The organism is Mannheimia haemolytica (genome assembly GCA_900638155.1).
In the GTDB taxonomy this organism is placed as follows: domain Bacteria; phylum Pseudomonadota; class Gammaproteobacteria; order Enterobacterales; family Pasteurellaceae; genus Mannheimia; species Mannheimia glucosida.
The window spans coordinates 2,282,258-2,300,876 of sequence record LR134495.1 but is presented as its reverse complement, the minus strand read 5'-3'; the positions used below and the strand labels follow the sequence as shown (position 1 = coordinate 2,300,876).

Sequence of the window (18,619 nt, the reverse complement as noted above, 5' to 3'; positions counted from 1 at the left end):
AATGACAGAATTACTTCGCTGTGAACATATCAGCAAATTTTACGATGAGGGCGAACAGAAAGTTCAGGTGCTAAAAGAGGTGTCATTTTCGATGAACGAAGGTGAGCTGGTGGCGATTGTCGGTAGTTCAGGTTCCGGCAAAAGCACCCTATTGCACACATTAGGCGGGCTAGATCAGCCAAGCACCGGTGAAGTCTGGATTCGAGGGCAATCACTGCAACAGCTCAGTTCAGACAAATTGGCGTTATTGCGTAACCAAAACTTAGGCTTTGTGTACCAGTTTCATCACTTAATGGCAGACTTTACCGCCCTTGAAAATGTGATGATGCCGATGCTGATCGGCAAACAGAACAAAACCGAAGCTGCCAACCGTGCCGAGAAAATGTTACAAGCGGTCGGATTAGCTCATCGAATGACACATCGCCCATCAGCACTTTCAGGCGGTGAACGCCAACGGGTGGCGATTGCCCGAGCGTTGGTTAATAATCCTGCTCTGGTACTTGCCGATGAACCGACCGGTAATTTAGATCAAAAAACCACCGAAAGCATTTTTGAGCTGATTCAACAGCTCAACCAAGAGCAAAATATTGCGTTTTTATTAGTAACGCACGATTTAAACCTGGCGAATAAACTTTCACGTAGTCTTGTAATGCGAGATGGCGTGTTAAGCGAGGAGAGCTTATGAGTACGCCGTTTTTCATTAGCTGGCGTTACCAACGGGGCAAACAGAAAAACAGACTGGTTTCACTAATTGCCCTCTTTTCCAACATCGGTATTGCCCTTGGGGTCGCAGTATTGATTATCGGGCTAAGTGCAATGAACGGCTTTGAGCGAGAGCTGAATAATCGTGTGCTTTCGGTTGTGCCACACGCTGAACTGGTTTCGTTTCAAGACAATCAGCCTCAACCAATTTTTGATAGCAAAAAATTAGAGGCATTGGTAAAAAAATCGCAAAATGTGACCGCTAGTTCGCCTTTTGTCAGCTTTACCGCCTTAATTGAAAATGGGGCTCAGCTTAAAATCGCCCAGGTGCGAGGGGTTGATCCTAAAAAGCAAGATCAGGTCAGCCAATTAAGCCAATTTATTCCACCCGAGCAATGGCAAGCGTTCAATCAGCAATTTCAAGCCGATGAAGATGGCTTGATTTTAGGAGCCGGTATTGCCAAAGCGTTAGAAGTTGAGGCAGGAGACGAAGTTACGCTTTTAATTCCTCAGCCAACAGAAGAGGGTAAATTAGCCCAGCCCTTGCGTTTTAATCTAAACGTAACCGGCATTTTGCGGCTAGATGGGCAGCTGGATCACAGTTATGCCTTGATTCCACTGAATAAAGCTCAAGAGCTGTTGGAATACCAAGCGAATGAAGTGTCAGGGCTTGAAATCAGCCTTGCCAATCCGTTTGATGTACAACAGCTTGAAATGCCACAACTTAACGGCTATACCCAACCGCTTTATTTGAATACGTGGATTGATAAATTTGGTTATATGTATAACGATATTCAGCTGATTCGCACCGTGATGTACATTGCAATGGTTCTGGTGATTGGCGTTGCCTGTTTTAATATTATTTCTACCTTGATTATGGCGGTGAAAGACAAACAGGGCGATATTGCGATTTTACGGACACTCGGGGCAAATAACGGTTTTATCCGCCGCATTTTCTTGTGGTATGGCTTAATTTCAGGTATGAAAGGGGCGTTATTCGGGCTGATTTTAGGTGTAATTTTATCGCTAAATTTGACCGCTATCATCAAAGCGATTGAGGCATTCTTTGGGATGAAATTGCTTTCAGATGGGGTTTATTTTGTTGATTTCCTACCAAGTGAATTGCATTGGCAAGATGTTGTCTATGTCTTGGCTGCTACGATTATTTTAAGTCTTTGTGCAAGTTTATATCCCGCCAACCGTGCCGCTAAATTAGAACCGGCAAAAGTGTTAAGTGGGCATTAATCATTTTCCTATTCCAATAAAAAAGCAGCTAACCCTTGATTATGTCAGAAAGGTAGCTGCTTTTATTTATGTTATTACTCTTCGCCTAATAATTTCAGCTCTCGAGCTTTAATTTGGTTTTTCAGAATCTCAACTAAGTCTGAAACGAAGTAAGTGCCTAAGTCTGCACCTTTACGGGTGCGTACAGATACTTTACCTTCGGCAATTTCTTTATCACCGCAAACCAGCATATAAGGCACACGGCGTAAGGTATGTTCACGCACTTTGAAGCCGACTTTTTCGTTGCGAAGGTCTGCTTTCACACGAATGCCTGCATCAGAAAGCTGTTTTACCACTTGTTGCACATAATCTGCTTGGCTGTCGGTAATGTTCATTACCACTGCTTGGGTGGGTGCAAGCCAAGTTGGGAAGAAACCGGCATATTCTTCGGTGATAATCCCGATGAAACGTTCGATTGAGCCAAGAATCGCACGGTGAATCATTACAGGTGTGCGGCGACCATTATCTTCTGCTACATAAGAGGCTTCTAAACGACCCGGTAGAGCGAAGTCAAGTTGCACCGTGCCACATTGCCATTCACGCCCTAAGCAATCACGCAATGCAAACTCAATTTTCGGCCCGTAGAATGCACCTTCGCCTTCTTGAATTTCATATTCAAGTCCGTTGTTGCGTAAGGCGTTGGCTAAGCCTTCTTCTGCTCTGTCCCACATGGCATCATCACCGATACGGTTTTCCGGACGGGTTGAAAGTTTTACTGCAATGTTAGTAAAACCGAAGGTGCTGTAAATGTCGTACACCATTTTGATACAGCTTGTTACTTCTGACTCGATTTGTTCTTCGGTACAGAAAATATGGGCATCATCTTGAGTGAAACCACGCACACGCATTAAGCCGTGTAATGAACCGGACGGCTCGTTACGATGGCACGAACCAAATTCTGCCATACGGATCGGTAAATCACGGTAAGATTTCAAGCCTTGATTAAAAATTTGAACGTGACCCGGGCAGTTCATTGGCTTAATCGCATATTCACGATTTTCCGATTGGGTAGTGAACATTAAATCTGCGTAGTTTTGCCAGTGTCCGGTTTTTTCCCAAAGCACACGGTCCATCATAAACGGACCTTTTACTTCTTGGTAATCGTACTCTTTCAATTTGGTACGCACAAAAGTTTCAAGCTCACGGAAAATCGTCCAGCCGTCATTGTGCCAGAACACCATACCCGGTGCCTCTTCTTGCATATGGTATAAATCTAACGCTTTACCGATACGGCGGTGGTCACGTTTTGCCGCTTCTTCCAAACGTTGTAAATATTCGGCTAATTGTTTTTTATCTGCCCAAGCGGTACCGTAAATACGTTGTAACATTTTGTTTTTGCTGTCGCCACGCCAGTAAGCACCGGCAACTTTTTGTAATTTGAAGTGGTGGCAGAAACGCATATTTGGCACGTGAGGCCCACGGCACATATCAATATATTCTTCGTGGTGATATAACGCAGGCGTTGCAGTACGTTCAATATTTTCATCTAAAATCGCCATTTTGTATGGCTCACCACGTTGTTCAAAGGTATCACGAGCTTCTTGCCAGCTTACCGGGCGTTTTACCACGTCATAGTTGGTTTTTGCCAGCTCTAACATACGCTTTTCAAGGGCGTCTAAGTCTTCTTGGGTTAAAGAGCGGTCTAAATCAATATCGTAGTAGAAACCGTTTTCGATAGTCGGACCGATAGCCATTTTGACATCAGGGAATAATTGCTTGATGGCGTGACCTAATAAGTGAGCGGTTGAGTGACGAATGATCTCTAAACCATCTTCGTCTTTGGCAGTTATAATTTCGAGTGTGCTGTCTTGGCTGATGATATCAGACGCATCACGGCGTTCACCGTTTACACGACCGGCAATGGTCGCTTTTGCTAAACCGGCCCCGATAGATTGGGCAACTTCCATTACAGAAACCGGGTTGTCAAATGAACGTTGTGAACCGTCCGGTAAAGTGATAATTGGCATAATAAATCCTTACAGTGGTAATCCATACGAGAGATTACTTGTTGAGTTTGAGAATGAAAAAACCGCCTACAAGCGGTCTTTTTTGATTAAAATTTTGCAATTTGCTTATTATTTCCCTTACAAGTGGGGAATAAAAGCACAGAAATTCTAGCATAAAACAAAGAAAAATTAAACTTTGCTGTTTTCAGCGGTTTTTTCATCAAGCTCAATATTTTCATTTTCTGTTTGTGGCTCTTCTTCAAATGTTTCAAGTTGAGCTTGATATTCTTGCACCGCCTCTTCATCAAACGGAATAAGTTCTTCCTCAACTGTTTCAATTTCTTCAAGCGGGCTTGCGGTGGCAATTGGGGTAGCGTATTGCATCTCTGCTCGTTCCGCTTTCGGGATTGATTTAGTGCGGAAAGCACAAATAAATAAACTAAGTGAGAACAGTCCAAAAAGTGCATAAAAGCCATATTCAGCGGAAAGGCTCATCGCAAACCCGATAAGCGGTGGAGCAACTAACGCCCCCACACCATAGCAAAACAGTAAACCTCTGCTTACTTCAACTGTGTTCATATTATTCGGCAATTCATCGTTGGCACGGGCAATACTCAACGCATATAAGCTAAACAGACTACAGCCAAAGAAAAAGGCGATAATATACTGTCCCCAAGCGGTCAAATTTTCTTGGAAAATTGCAAATAATCCGGCAAGTGCGGTTAAAGTGGCGATTACAGAACAGACTAAAATGGCGTTACGTCTGCCAATACGGTTCGATAATATCGCCATTGGCATTTGACTGATAAAACCGCCGATCATCGAGATCATCAAATAAAGAGAGATTTCACTTAATGAAAAGCTAAACTTCAGTAGAAAAACCGACACCATTGTAAAAAAGCCATTTACTAACATTCCGCTAATAAAACTGGTTACTAAGGCTAACGGCGAAATTGCAAATAGTTTAGGAATGCTAATGCGTTCACGGCTCGGAATATCAGGTTGAACCATTTTAGTTAAAGCGATTGGGATCATCGACATCACCACTAAAATGGTGGATAAGGTAAAAATGTTTCGGCTACTGAGTTCTAAACTTAATAAACTCACGCCTAAAATAAAGGCAAGATAAAAGATGATATTATAGGTCGCAAGCACTTTGCCTCTGGTATCGACATTGGTTTTTTCGCTTAACCAACTTTCGACCAAAAGCAGTAAACTATAATGACAGAAGCCCAAAATAATGCGTAATACGCCCCAAATCCACAAAGTATCCACCATCATATGACTGAGGGCGGCAATAGCAAAAACGGCACAGAATACACTAAATGAGCGGATATGCCCGACACTTGACACAATACGGTGGGCAAAAATGGTGCTTAATGCCGCCCCAATAAAGAAAGCAGCGTTAAGTAAACCGATGATGATATCCGTTACCCCCATTTCGGCAAGCTTAATTCCTGCTGAATTGAGAAATAAACCGTAGCCGAAAAACAGAAAAAAGATACCTGAATAAAGGGAGTAAAATTTAGTGCTATTCATCAATGCTCCTTCAAACATTCTGCCAGTATTAAATCATTGTACCGATTTAATACCTTTTAGGCAAAAAAGTTATTATTAGCGTTGAGAAAATAACTTTTGGCTATTTTGATTAAAAAATCAAATGAAGGTGATTTTGAAATGTAGTAAAAAATAGAGCAATCAGAATTGAAAAAGGCTTTGCCGTAACAAAGCCTTTAGAAAGATTAGAGTTTCGAGAAGAATTTGTAGCTTGGGCTAACCAAAACACTCGCTAGGAGTGCTTTAAGCACACCACCTAAAATAAATGGATATAAGCCCGCTTGTAATACAGTGCCTTCTGGTACAAAGAAAGAAAGTTGAGCCAAGCCGAAAGCAAAGGTGATCACACTTGCAATTAAGGCGACAAATAAACTTTTCCAAAAAGAGTTTAATACGCCTTTATCGCTATAATAGCCTAAGAAATAGGCGGTTGGAATATAGCCTAATAAGTATCCGCCTGTTGGACCAAAGAAATGATGGAAACCTGAAGCACCGCCGGCAAAGACAGGTAAACCAATCGCCCCTTCAAAAAGATAAAGTAATACTGCAGCAGTTGCGGCTTTACGACCCATTGCAAAACCAACCACAGTTAAAGCAAGTGTTTGCCCTGTAATGGGTACAGGGTACATCGGCACAGAAATTTGTGCAAAAATAGCAAGCAGTGTTGCTCCAATAAAAGTTTTCAACCAAAATGTAGTTATACTATTGGCTTCTAGCCAACGTTTAGTTTGAATTAATTGCGTAGTGAACATAATCCTCTCCTTTAATATGGTTAAAATATTCTCAACCGATTATATAGGAAGATGTCTTTTAGGGTAAGAGTGAATTTAAAATGGTAAAACCAGTTTATATTTATTGTGATGAAGGTAGCAGTGAAATTGGTGTTCAATCACTGTTATTGGCAGTAAAACAGCATTTACAGCGTCCGGCTTATCTCATCAATGCCAAACAAATTATTCAAAGCAAGTTTTCCGATGGCTGTTTATTAATCATGCCCGGTGGAGCCGATTTACCTTACTGCAAAAAATTAAACGGAGAAGGCAATCGTAGAATCCGCCAATTTATTGAACAAGGTGGAGCTTATCTCGGTATCTGTGCCGGAGCTTATTATGGCTGTGCTGAATTGAATTTTGTAGGGCGTGACTATAGCGTAAATGGCAATCGAGAACTAGCTTTATTTAATGGCATTGCGAAAGGCAGCCTGCCGCAGTTTACCAACGGGCAACTTTACGATGAAAACATTGGTAGCAAAGCGATAGTTGAAGTAACACTTGCAGAGGGTGGAAAAACGCCGTTTTATTATCACGGTGGTTGCTGTTTTGAACCAAATTCAACAACAGTGATTTATAACCCGTTGGCTTATTATCCTGATGGCTCAGTAGCAATGATAGAGGGAGAGCTAGGGCGAGGTTATTATCTGTTGTCGGGTGTACATTTTGAATTACAAGCGGTCGTTTATTGGCAAAAAATTGTAAATTGCTGTGAAAATCTTGACATAAAAACACAAGAAGAAGCAATTTGCTCTAATTTTAATGTAAATTATGGCTCGCAAATTTGGCGACATCTAAAACAACAACTAAATCAAGCGTAAAAAAATAACCGCTCACTATTCTGCCAAATGGTTTCTGCAATCATATTTGGTGATTCTGTTCTTAATTCACATAGGCTATTAAAACTCACTAAAAGCCGTTCCGGTCGGTTTGGCTGCCCTTGAAAGCCAAACACCGGCATATCAGGGGAATCGGTTTCCAACAACAAACTGTCTAGCGGCAATTTTCGGATCGCCTCACGTGTTTTGTTCGCACGTTCATAGGTAATTGTTCCCCCGACACCAATTTTATAACCGAGATCGACAAAACGCTTAGCCTGTTCATAACTACCGGCAAAACCGTGCACTACACCGGTTTTTGTGAGCTGGGCTTTTTTGAGAAACACAAAAAGTTGATCGTGGCTTTTGCGTGAATGCAGGTTTACCGGTAGATTAAACCGTTTCGCTAACGCAAGTTGTGCTTCTAAAAAGTCGCATTGCTTATTCCATAGCGATGGCGTGCAAACTTCAGCTACCGCTTTTTCTAAACCGATTTCACCCACTGCGGTACATTGCGGATCTCGCTGGCTTAACAAATTTTCCAATAAGATTAGATCTTGCTCTTGATGCTGTTGAATATAGAGTGGGTGCAGTCCTAATCCATACACCAAGTTTTCCGGTTTTTGCTTGGCACAAGCGGTCACTTTTGCAAAATTTTTTGCAAATACGGAAACAATGAGAATGCGTTCAACCTGATGTTGTTTAGCATTCTCAACCAATTTTGGAATACTTAAATTTAGGCTTTCCGCAAGATAATCAAGGTGAGTATGGGTGTCAAAAAACTGCATAATAAAACCAATAAAAATGGGGACTAAATTGTCCCCATTTTTAGCACTTTACGCAAGCGATTAGTTTGTTACATAAGCATCTTCATCTCGAGCCTCAGATGGCTTGAGGAAAGCAAAGAAACAAATAACACAAACTACCGTAATCGCAAAACCGATATAAACTGATAATTCATAATCTAAACCGAAGCCGATTTTGTTGTTCGCAAGGTAAGTTGCACACACGGTAGTGATAAACCATGCAGGAATCGAGCATACCCAGTGGAATTTTTTATAGCGGTATAAGTAACCTGCGGCAGTCCATAACATAACCATTGCAGTCATTTGGTTTGCCCAAGTGAAGTAACGCCACAATACGCTGAAGTCGATTTTTGACACAAGGTAACCAAGCACGAATAATGGAATAGCAATGTATAAACGTTTAACTAAAGTACGTTGTTCCAAACCGAAGATTTCTGCTAATTGTAAACGTGCAGCACGGAATGCGGTGTCACCAGAAGTGATAGGTAATATCACCACACCTAATACCGCAAAAATACCACCGATAAAGCCCAAGAAGTGTAATGAGCTGTCATACACCACTTTAGACGGTGAGCCGGCAGAAATCGCATCTTGTAATGCTTGTGGGTTTTCATAGAATGAAAGACCAACCATACACCATACTAACGCAATCACACCTTCTGTAATCATTGCACCATAGAAAATGAAACGACCTTCGCTTTCATTTTGAGCACAACGAGCCATTAATGGAGTTTGTGTTGCGTGGAAGCCCGATAATGCACCACAAGAAATGGTTAAGAATAATAATGGCCAAATTGGAACATCACCTTTTACTTGGAAGTTTTGAGTGAATTTTTCCCAAGTTAAGCCTTGACCGTCTGCATTCACTGTACGGAAGAAGTCAATTGGATCTGTAACACTTAAGTGTGCAGAAACCAACCCGTAAACCATACCCACAGACATAAAGAGCAATAATGCACCAAAGAATGGATAGATGCGACCAATGATTTTATCTACCGGAAGTAATGTTGCTAAAATATAGTAAGCAAAAATGATTAACGTCCAGACTGAGATAACGGTTGCTTTATCCATACCCCAAACGGTAACGCCACCTGCTGCAACCGCTTCTTTTACGGCTTCCACATCACCTAATTCCATTGCACTTTGGGTTGCACCGGCAATATCCATAGTGATGGTAGAGAGTAATTGAGCCGGACTTGCAACGAATACCACTCCTACTAATAAAAGTAGAATTAATGACATAACGTTGATGAATAATTTTACCGGACGTCCTAAGAATTTACCTGCAAGGTTTGGCATTGTTGCTCCACCATTACGGATACTTAGCATACCGCAGAAGTAATCGTGTACTGCACCGGCAAAAATACAGCCAAACACAATCCAAAGCATCGCAACTGGTCCGTATAAGGCACCAAGTATTGGTCCAAAAATAGGGCCTGTACCGGCGATATTTAATAACTGAATTAGCCAAATCTTTGTTTTAGACATTGGCATATAGTCAACACCGTCATTCATTGAATACGCTGGCGTTGTTTTTTTCGGATTAATCACGAAAATCTTTTCAATGATTTTTCCGTAAGTGAAGTAGCCAAGTACAAGTACCGCTACACAGAAAAAGAACCACAACATAGTAGAAATCCTATAAATTGAGATAAATGATCATTTTTAGCAGAACTGCTAAAGGCGTGCCATTGTAAGTGAGGAGTGAGGATAAAGTAAAACGAATTGTTAGATTTGTGTGAATAATTTACTGAAAATGTGAGGTTCATCAAAAAATCCCTTTGTTCTGTATCAATCAAAGGGACTTTTTAAAGTTAAATATCGAATTTTTGAATTTTTGCTTCAATGCCTTGGGCATCTAATCCAAGATCGGCATAAGCTTCAGCTTGAGTAGATTGGGGAACGAAAAAGTCAGGAATACCAAGCATTACAAGCGGTTTGATTTTGCCGATATTTTGCAAATATTCATTCACAAAACTACCTGCACCACCTTGAATAGCATTTTCTTCAAGCGTAACTAACAACTCGTGTGAATCCACCACTTTTTGAAGTAATGCTTCATCTAATGGTTTAATGAAACGCATATCTACCAAAGTGTAGTTATGTTTTTCAGCCACAATTTTTGCCTCATCAAGCAAAGCACCAAAATTCAAAATGGCAACTTTTTTGCCTTCACGAATAATGTTTCCTTTACCTACTTCAAGTCCTTGCATTGGCTCAAGTTTTACCCCTTTAGCATTGCCACGAGGATAGCGAATGGCACTTGGCGTATTCAGCGTGTAAGCGGTATAAAGCATCTGTCGCATTTCATTTTCATCGCTCGGCGCCATAATGGTCATATTGGGAATACAACGCATAAAGCTTAAATCAAATGCACCTTGGTGGGTTTGTCCGTCCGCACCGACAATTCCGGCACGGTCAATCGCAAAGATCACCGGCAAGTTCTGAATGGCGACATCATGAATTAATTGGTCATAAGCTCGCTGTAAGAAACTAGAATAAATTGCGACCACCGGTTTATAGCCTGCGATCGCTAAGCCTGCCCCGAAAGTCACTGCATGTTGTTCGGCAATCGCTACATCAAAATATTGCTCTGGGAAACGTTTGGAAAACTCCACCATTCCCGAGCCTTCACGCATTGCTGGCGTAATGCCGATAATTTTCGGATCACGCTCTGCCATTTCGCATAACCAATCGCCAAAAATATTCGAGTATGTTGGCGGAGCGGCTGATTTCGGTAATTCATTGATGGTTGGGTCAAATTTAGGTACGCCGTGGTAGCCAATCGGATCATTTTCTGCTGGTGTGTAGCCTTTGCCTTTTTTCGTACGAATATGCAGAAATTGCGGGCCTTTCAGCTCACGCATATTGCTCAAGGTTTTGACTAACTCGTCAATATTATGCCCATCAATCGGGCCGATATAATTAAAGCCTAACTCTTCAAATAAAGTGCTTTCAGGGGAGAAAATCACCCCTTTCATATGCTCTTCGCTTTTTTTCATAAAGTTTTTGATGGTAGGCACTTTATCTAAAATTTTCTTACTGCCGTCACGCACTGAAGTATAGAGCGAACCAGAAAAAATGCGGGCAAGGTGGTTGTTTAATGCCCCGACATTTTCAGAGATTGACATTTCATTATCATTTAAGATAACCAACATATCGGTATGCAATGCACCTGCGTGGTTTAATGCTTCAAATGCCATTCCGGCAGTGATTGCACCATCACCGATTACACAGACGGTTTTACGTCCGGCATTTTCTTTTTCTGCCGCTACTGCAATGCCAAGACCGGCACTGATCGAAGTGGAAGAATGCCCAACGCTTAATACATCGTAAGGGCTTTCTTCACGCCAAGGGAAGGGGTGAATACCATCTTTTTGGCGAATAGTGTGCATTTGATCCCGACGTCCAGTAAGGATTTTATGTGGGTAAGCTTGATGACCAACGTCCCAAATTAATTGGTCGAAAGGCGTTTGATAAACATAATGCAAAGCTACCGTAAGCTCCACTACCCCTAAGCCAGAGGCTAAATGTCCGCTAGTTTGACTGACTGATTCCAATAAATAGGCTCGCAGTTCATCAACTACGGTTTGAAGCTGGTCTTTAGAAAGTAAACGTAAATCTTCCGGTGAGTTGATTTCGCTTAACAGAGGATACTTCTTTTCCATAATGTTTTATTACCCACAACCATCAAATAATAGATGATATTAAATTAAGCTTTGAGTTCTTCGGTCAAAGTAGGCTGAATGCTATTTAAAATTTCTTTAACCACACGGCCATTACCAACAACCAGATTACCTGTTTTCAAGTAGTCTGTTCCGCCAACAAAGTTAGTCACAATCGCACCGGCTTCACGGGCAATGAGTTCACCGGCTGCGAAATCCCACGGTTTTAAGCCGATTTCAAAGAAGCCATCAACACGACCTGCTGCAACATAGGCAAGATCTAAAGCGGCAGAACCGGTACGGCGGAAATCAGCTACGCCGTTATTCATTAAGCTTTCAAGCATATTTAAATGTGCATCACGATGTCTGATGACTTTGAAAGGAAAACCGGTTGCAATCACAGTGCCTTTTAAATCACGGCGTTCTGCATCAATGCGTAAACGGAACTCGTTCAATTTAGCCCCTTCGCCACGCACCGCAGTGAAAAGCTCGTTGCGGATAGGATCATAAACTACCCCTACTGTCGTACGTCCGTTTTCACGCACGGCAATCGAGACAGCAAAATGAGGTAAGCGTTTTACGAAATTGGTTGTACCATCTAATGGATCGATCACCCATTGTACATTTTCATTGCTACCGTTTAACACGCCGGACTCTTCGGTCACGATTGAATGTTCAGGGTAAGATTTACGGATCACATCAATAATTGCCGCTTCCGCTGCTTTATCAATTTCAGTGACATAATCATTCGTATTTTTTTGTAAAACTTGTGTATCTTGAGGCGATTGTTCATAGCCTTTGGCAATAATATTGCCTGCTTTTCGTGCAGCACGAATAGCAATGTTTAACATTGGGTTCATATTTCCACCAGATTTTAAAGAACATAACAAAGCACGAATTATAAAGAATGTAGCGAAATAAAGAAACAACAAGCGGTCTAATCTGTGAAAAATTTTACAAAAAAATGGCTTTTTCTAACCGCTTGTAGTTTGGATTCGTTATAATAGCCCCCATTCAAGCCACCCATTTAGGTACTAAAAATGCAATTTAAAGAAAATAATCAACCTCGTTTTAAACAAAGAGAAGAACGCCGTTCAGATGAGCGTTCTCGCCGTTTTTCAGATAAAGGCAAAATGCGAGGAAATGAAGGTAAAAGTGACAGACCGCATAAGCTACATTTTAAGCGTGAAGAGACTTATTCAAGCACGGAACAGATTTATCCAACCGAAGGCAAAAAAGCCAGCGGTGAGGGGAGCGTGCAAATTTGGGTAAAAGGTGGGAATAGCTCAGTTAAACAGAAGAAAACCGGCCCACTTTCACCACGAGCGCCCGAGAAAATTAAGAAAAATCGTTTGGAAGAGATGAAAATCTATGGCGAAAATGCTTGTATCAGCTTGTTCCAACAGCGTCCTGAATCTATTGTGCGTTTATGGGCAACAGTGGAAGGAGCCAAAAAATTAGGCGATTTAATGAGCTATTTGGCTCAGAACAAAAAAGCCTATCACGTTATTGACCGTGAAGAGATGGAGCGTGTTACCGGCACCGAACATCACGGCGATATGTGCTTATTGGTGAAAAAAGCCGCCTCATTTGTGTTAGAGGGCTATTTACAAGTTCCGAAAAAACAAGATTGCTTAGTGTTGTTAGATGGCGTAAACAATGCACAGAATGTGGGGGGAATCATCAGAACTTGTGCTTTCTATGGTGTGAAAGGCATTATTACCGAAAATGTAGATAGTTTAAATTCCAGTGCCGCAGCTCGTGTTGCAGAAGGTGGCTTGGAATTTGTGCGGGCGTTAGAAACTAAAAACAAGCATATTGCTTTGGTACAGCTACGCCAAGCTGGTTATCAAATCGTACACCTCACACGCCATAAGCAAGCCCCTTCTTTAACCAAAATTAAGCTGGCGGAAAAGGTGGTTTTTGTATTAAGTGAGATTCCGGCAAGTGATGTGGCTTACACAGAAGATACAACAGTACAGCTTTCCTTTAATAATCCGTTAAATAGTGGTTTAAATGTGGCGGTAAACGCAGGTATTCTACTTAATCAATGGTATCAAACCCACATTCTTTAAGGAATTGAAATGAATCAGCAAAAACCGTTTGAAGTGATTGCGATTGTTGGCACACCTCGACACGATAGTGCATTTGAAACACATCTTGCCGTTTATAATTGGTTAAAAGATCGTGATTATCAAATTTTAGTGGAAACAGAGGTTGCCACTCAGTTACAGCTTAAGGAGAGTTACAGTTTAGATCAGATTGGTCAGCGTGCAGAGTTGGTGATTGTGATTGGTGGCGATGGTAATATGCTTGGCATCGCCCGAGCTTTAGCTAAATACCGAGTGCCATTGATAGGCATTAACCGGGGCAATCTGGGTTTTTTAACCGATATTGCACCTCAAACGGCTTTTGAACAGCTTTATAGCTGCTTGGTAAAAAATGAATATGTGATTGAAGAGCGATTCCTGTTAGAGGCTTTCATTGAGCGAAACGGTAAAATTATTGCCGCAAATAATGCCTTGAATGAAATTGTGGTTCACCCAACTCAAGTAGCTCGAATTATTGAATTTGAAGTTTATATTGACGGAAAATTCGCTTTTTCACAACGTGCAGATGGCTTGATTGTGGCAACGCCTACAGGCTCAACCGCCTATTCACTTTCTGCTGGTGGCCCGATTTTAACTCCGAATATGAATGCAATGGCATTAGTACCGATGCACCCTCACACCCTTTCTTCTCGTCCTTTAGTGGTTGATGGCGATAGCCAAATTTCACTTCGTTTTGCCAAATATAATACCCCTGATTTAGAAGTGATTTGTGACGGGCAGGTGAATATGCACTTTACGCCTGAAGATAGAGTCTTGGTGCGTAAAAGCCCAGATAAATTACAACTACTGCATTTAAAAGATTACAACTACTTTACCGTATTAGGCTCTAAATTAGGCTGGGCAAGTAAGCTGTTTTAAATGACAAGCGGTGCTTTTTTACTTAAATTTGCAAATTCAATATGAATTGCTTTCATATAAATTTCAAAAATATATCATTTTTATTCAATAAAAATTTGTGGTTCAATAAGTCATCTTGAAAAATAGAGGGGACAATAAAATGACAACAAATTTTAAATGCCAAGTGCACACCATTGAATTTAATGAGGATTACCAACCAGAGCAGAGCACCCGTTTAACCACCAACTTTGCCAACCTTGCCCGTGGCGAAAACCGCAAGCAGAACCTGCAAAATGCGATTGCGATGATCAACAACCGTTTTAACGATTTAGCGAACTGGGATAATCCGAATGCGGATCGTTATTCGGTGAAATTAGATATTGTTTCGCTGGATATTGATGTCGAAGGCAAGGGCGAGTTTTTCCCAGCGATTGAGTGGTTAAAAACCTATGTTATCGACCACAAAACCGGCAAAACCATTGACGGTATTGTTGGCAATAACTTCTCGTCATTTGTGCGTGATTACGATTTCAGCGTACTGTTACTAGATTATAACAAAGACAAAAAGCAATTTAGCGTACCGGAAGGCTATGGAGAGTTGCACGGTAAATTGTTTAAGCATTTATTGGCATCGCCTGAATATACCGCAAAATATAAAAAACCACCGGTGATCTGTTTAAGCGTGGCAACCACCCGTACCTACACGAGAACCACTAACGTTCACCCGATTTTAGGTGTGGAATATCTGCAAGATAGTTATTCATTAACCGATGCCTATTTTGCGAAAATGGGCTTAAAAGTGCGTTACTTTATGCCGCCAAAATCCGTTGCGCCGTATGCGTTCTACTTTGATGAGAATGCAGACTTGCTCAATGATTACACTAACTTAGAGCTAATCAGCACGATTGCCACAATGGAAGCGTTCCAAAAAATTTACCGTCCGGAAATTTACAATGCCAATTCGGTCGCAGGGCAAGTATATAAAGGCAGCCTGACTTACCAAGATTATTCTGTCACCAAAGTGGAATATGACCGTGAAGAACGCACCCAGTTGGCGATCAAACAGGGTAAATACACCGAAGAGCATTTTATTAAGCGTTACCAAGCGATTTTAGAGGCTTGGGCAGCAGAAAAATAAATAAAATTATGTCCTAAATAACTTCCCCTCTTTGCTAAAGAGGGGAGTTTGATCTCCATAGTATAAACTTAAAAACACACATAAATCAGAGAACACAAAATGAGCAACATTCTTCTCCCAACCTCTACAGCCGGCAGCCTACCAAAACCTTCGTGGCTTGCCGAGCCAGAAAAACTGTGGTCACCTTGGAAATTTGAAGGAGAGGAGCTACTTCAAGCCAAACGTGATGCCCTTCTTGTCTCTCTTGCCGAACAAATTGCGGCAGGGATTGATATTGTTAGCGATGGTGAGCAGACCCGCCAGCACTTTGTTACTACCTTTATCGAGCATTTGGAAGGGGTGGATTTTAGCAAGCGTGAAATCGTGCGCATTCGTAACCGTTACGATGCCAGCGTGCCAAGCGTGGTGGGGGCAGTTTCCCGTCCGAAATCGGTGTTTGTGGACGATGCCAAATTCTTGCGTGCGCATACCGACAAGCCAATTAAATGGGCATTACCCGGCCCGATGACGATGATCGACACCCTCTATGACGGTCATTACAAAAGCCGTGAAAAACTGGCGTGGGAATTTGCCAAAATCCTCAACGAAGAAGCCAAAGAGTTGGAAGCAGCAGGTGTCGATATTATTCAATTTGACGAACCGGCGTTTAACGTTTTCTTTGATGAATTAAACGACTGGGGCGTGGCAGCGTTAGAGCGTGCGGCGGAAGGCTTAAAATGCGAAACGGCGGTGCATATCTGCTACGGCTACGGCATTAAAGCCAATACCGACTGGAAACAGACCCTCGGCAATGAATGGCGTCAATACGAAGAGAGTTTCCCGAAACTGCAACAATCAAAAATCGACATTATCTCCTTAGAGTGCCAAAACTCCCGTGTGCCAATGGACTTAATCGAATTAGTGCGTGGCAAAAAAGTAATGCTGGGAGCGATTGATGTGGCTACTAACATTATCGAAACACCGGAACAAGTGGCAGATACGTTACGCAAAGCATTACAATTTGTCGATGCAGATAAACTCTACCCAAGCACCAACTGCGGAATGGCACCACTTTCACGCCAAGTCGCACAAGGTAAATTACAGGCACTCAGCCAAGGGGCAGCGATATTGCGTGCGGAATTAGCAAAATAATTTTGCGATCTGCATCGAAAATATCAACTTTGCTTTTTGCTCGTTTCCAGATTTTCTTCCAAAATAACAGGAAATGACGGAGGCATTATGCTAAATCTATTTAAAAAGCCGATTAAGAAAAGCTCATTTGAGGCTTGGGCAAAACTAATGGACGATGTGGCAAAAGTTGCAATTTTAGCAATTCCTGTTATTCTCTATGGAGAGTATTTACTATTGATGAAGTTTGTGCATTTGGCTACATTATTTACGGTTATATATTCTTTTTTAACAACCGCCAGGGCATTTAGAGAGACAGCGGAGGAAATGTAAAATGGATGGATTAACTATTGGTTTGCTAGTTTTAGCCGTTTTAGGATTTGCGGCAATGCAATGGGCAAAGCATTTAAAAGATCATAATCATTAATTCAATGAATAATACTAAGCGGTCATATTTGGTAAATTTTTTACAAAATGTGACCGCTTGTTTTTCTTTCACTCGAAGTTAATTTTTATATAAATAATACTATCTATGAAACTAAAAAATGCGTAAAATAACGTGAAATCAACTTACGCAAACGTTTACTTAAGCTTATTAGGAGTCCAAAAATGTTAAAACGTGATATGAATATCGCTGATTACGATGCAGTATTATGGCAAGCCATTCAAGATGAAGATCGCCGTCAAGAAGAACATATTGAATTAATTGCATCTGAAAACTATGCAAGCCCACGTGTAATGCAGGCTCAAGGCTCACAATTAACCAATAAATATGCCGAAGGTTATCCGGGTAAACGTTACTATGGGGGTTGTGAGTATGTGGATATTGTAGAACAACTCGCGATTGACCGTGCGAAAGCATTGTTCGGGGCAGATTATGCCAACGTTCAACCGCATTCAGGCTCACAAGCGAATGCAGCCGTATATATGGCGTTGCTTAATCCGGGTGATACTATTTTAGGTATGAGTTTAGCGCACGGCGGGCATTTAACCCACGGTGCTTCAGTCAGCTTCTCTGGTAAAATTTATAAAGCAGAACAATACGGCATTACTGATGAAGGCTTAATTGATTATGAAGCATTACGCAAACAAGCCCAAGAAGTGAAACCGAAAATGATTGTTGCTGGTTTCTCTGCTTATTCGCAAGTTATGGATTGGGCAAAAATGCGTGAAATTGCCGATGAAGTTGGGGCATATTTATTTGTGGATATGGCTCACGTTGCCGGCTTAATTGCGGCGGGGGTTTATCCAAATCCGCTTCCACACGCTCATGTCGTGACGACAACAACCCATAAAACCTTAGCCGGTCCTCGAGGTGGTTTGATTTTATCTGCATCTGGTGATGAAGAAATGTATAAGAAACTGCAATCTGCTGTATTCCCAGCTGGTCAAGGTGGTCCGTTAATGCACGTTATTGCGGCAAAAGCGGTTTGTTTTAAAGAAGCTTTAGAGCCGGAATTTAAGGCATATCAGCAGCAGGTTGTGAAAAATGCGAAAGCAATGGTTGAGGTATTTAAGCAACGTGGTTTTGATGTGGTTTCAAACGGTACGGAAAACCATTTATTCCTTGTTAGCTTTGTAAAACAAGGTTTAACGGGGAAAGCGGCAGATGCTGCATTAGGGGCTGCGAACATTACCGTGAATAAAAACTCGGTACCGAATGACCCTCAAAAACCATTCGTGACTTCAGGTATTCGTGTGGGAACGCCTTCTGTAACCCGCCGTGGTTTTAAAGAAGCAGAAGTGACGGCACTAGCCGGCTGGATGTGCGATGTGTTAGATAGCATTGGTAAAGATAATCACGAACAAATGATTGCAGAGACTAAAGCGAAAGTTTTAGACATTTGTAAACGTTTACCAGTGTACGCATAATCTCAA

16 protein-coding genes are annotated in these 18,619 nt (G+C 41.6%); 9 read left to right on the top strand and 7 right to left on the bottom strand.

Annotation, left to right across the window (positions count from 1 at the left end):
• The first annotated feature begins 1 nt into the window (after position 1).
• Together lolD and lolE are read left to right on the top strand one after the other, a co-directional pair.
• Positions 2–685, top strand: a complete 684-nt coding sequence (gene lolD, locus EL242_RS11200; protein WP_126302646.1) for a lipoprotein-releasing ABC transporter ATP-binding protein LolD — start codon at positions 2–4, stop codon at positions 683–685.
• Complete coding sequence (lolE, locus tag EL242_RS11195) at positions 682–1,947, top strand: lipoprotein-releasing ABC transporter permease subunit LolE (protein WP_126302645.1); 1,266 nt, start codon at positions 682–684, stop codon at positions 1,945–1,947. The genes lolD and lolE overlap by 4 nt, the downstream gene beginning before the upstream one ends.
• Before the next feature lie 74 nt (positions 1,948–2,021).
• On the opposite strand, the gene thrS is transcribed toward lolE, so the two are convergent.
• The 3 genes from thrS to EL242_RS11180 form a co-directional block, all read right to left on the bottom strand.
• Positions 2,022–3,953 (bottom strand): threonine--tRNA ligase, encoded by a 1,932-nt coding sequence (gene thrS / locus EL242_RS11190; RefSeq protein WP_126302644.1) that lies wholly within the window; start codon positions 3,951–3,953, stop codon positions 2,022–2,024.
• A gap of 168 nt (positions 3,954–4,121) precedes the next feature.
• The gene (locus EL242_RS11185) at positions 4,122–5,471 is read right to left on the bottom strand and encodes an MFS transporter (RefSeq protein WP_126302643.1); all 1,350 of its coding nucleotides are present in this window, start codon (positions 5,469–5,471) and stop codon (positions 4,122–4,124) included.
• Positions 5,472–5,674: 203 nt separating this feature from the next.
• Positions 5,675–6,241 (bottom strand): biotin transporter BioY, encoded by a 567-nt coding sequence (locus EL242_RS11180; protein ID WP_006252126.1) that lies wholly within the window; start codon positions 6,239–6,241, stop codon positions 5,675–5,677.
• An 80-nt stretch (positions 6,242–6,321) separates the two neighbouring features.
• On the opposite strand from EL242_RS11180, the gene EL242_RS11175 reads away from it, so the two are divergent.
• Entirely contained in the window at positions 6,322–7,080 is a 759-nt protein-coding gene (locus tag EL242_RS11175) for a BPL-N domain-containing protein (RefSeq protein WP_126302642.1), read from the top strand.
• On the opposite strand, the gene EL242_RS11170 is transcribed toward EL242_RS11175, so the two are convergent.
• The 4 genes from EL242_RS11170 to suhB all read right to left on the bottom strand — a co-directional run bounded on the left by EL242_RS11170 (position 7,071) and on the right by suhB (position 12,408).
• Positions 7,071–7,865 (bottom strand): TatD family hydrolase, encoded by a 795-nt coding sequence (locus EL242_RS11170; RefSeq protein WP_126302641.1) that lies wholly within the window; start codon positions 7,863–7,865, stop codon positions 7,071–7,073. The genes EL242_RS11175 and EL242_RS11170 overlap by 10 nt on opposite strands.
• 60 nt (positions 7,866–7,925) lie before the next feature.
• Entirely contained in the window at positions 7,926–9,512 is a 1,587-nt protein-coding gene (locus tag EL242_RS11165; protein WP_126302640.1) for a carbon starvation protein A, read from the bottom strand.
• A 185-nt stretch (positions 9,513–9,697) separates the two neighbouring features.
• Positions 9,698–11,551 carry a 1-deoxy-D-xylulose-5-phosphate synthase gene (gene dxs, locus EL242_RS11160; RefSeq protein WP_126302639.1) on the bottom strand — a complete coding sequence of 618 codons (1,854 nt, stop codon included), beginning with the start codon at positions 11,549–11,551 and terminating at the stop codon, positions 9,698–9,700.
• Between the two features lie 44 nt (positions 11,552–11,595).
• Positions 11,596–12,408: an inositol-1-monophosphatase gene (gene suhB, locus EL242_RS11155; RefSeq protein WP_126302638.1), complete on the bottom strand. Its 813-nt coding sequence runs from the start codon at positions 12,406–12,408 to the stop codon at positions 11,596–11,598.
• A gap of 180 nt (positions 12,409–12,588) precedes the next feature.
• Here suhB and EL242_RS11150 point away from each other — a divergent pair, with 180 nt between their 5' ends.
• From EL242_RS11150 to glyA, 6 genes are all read left to right on the top strand, one after another.
• Entirely contained in the window at positions 12,589–13,623 is a 1,035-nt protein-coding gene (locus tag EL242_RS11150) for a TrmH family RNA methyltransferase (RefSeq protein ID WP_126302637.1), read from the top strand.
• Between the two features lie 9 nt (positions 13,624–13,632).
• Positions 13,633–14,517 carry an NAD(+) kinase gene (locus EL242_RS11145; protein WP_006252132.1) on the top strand — a complete coding sequence of 295 codons (885 nt, stop codon included), beginning with the start codon at positions 13,633–13,635 and terminating at the stop codon, positions 14,515–14,517.
• 139 nt (positions 14,518–14,656) lie between these two features.
• On the top strand, positions 14,657–15,634 hold the full coding sequence (locus EL242_RS11140; protein ID WP_126302636.1) for a putative oxygenase MesX: 978 nt from the start codon (positions 14,657–14,659) through the stop codon (positions 15,632–15,634).
• A 99-nt stretch (positions 15,635–15,733) separates the two neighbouring features.
• Positions 15,734–16,765, top strand: coding sequence for a methionine synthase (locus EL242_RS11135; protein WP_126302635.1), 1,032 nt, complete (start codon positions 15,734–15,736; stop codon positions 16,763–16,765).
• An 87-nt stretch (positions 16,766–16,852) separates the two neighbouring features.
• On the top strand, positions 16,853–17,074 hold the full coding sequence (locus EL242_RS11130; RefSeq protein ID WP_126302634.1) for a hypothetical protein: 222 nt from the start codon (positions 16,853–16,855) through the stop codon (positions 17,072–17,074).
• Between the two features lie 276 nt (positions 17,075–17,350).
• Positions 17,351–18,613, top strand: coding sequence for a serine hydroxymethyltransferase (glyA, locus tag EL242_RS11125; protein WP_126302633.1), 1,263 nt, complete (start codon positions 17,351–17,353; stop codon positions 18,611–18,613).
• Positions 18,614–18,619 lie beyond the last annotated feature (6 nt).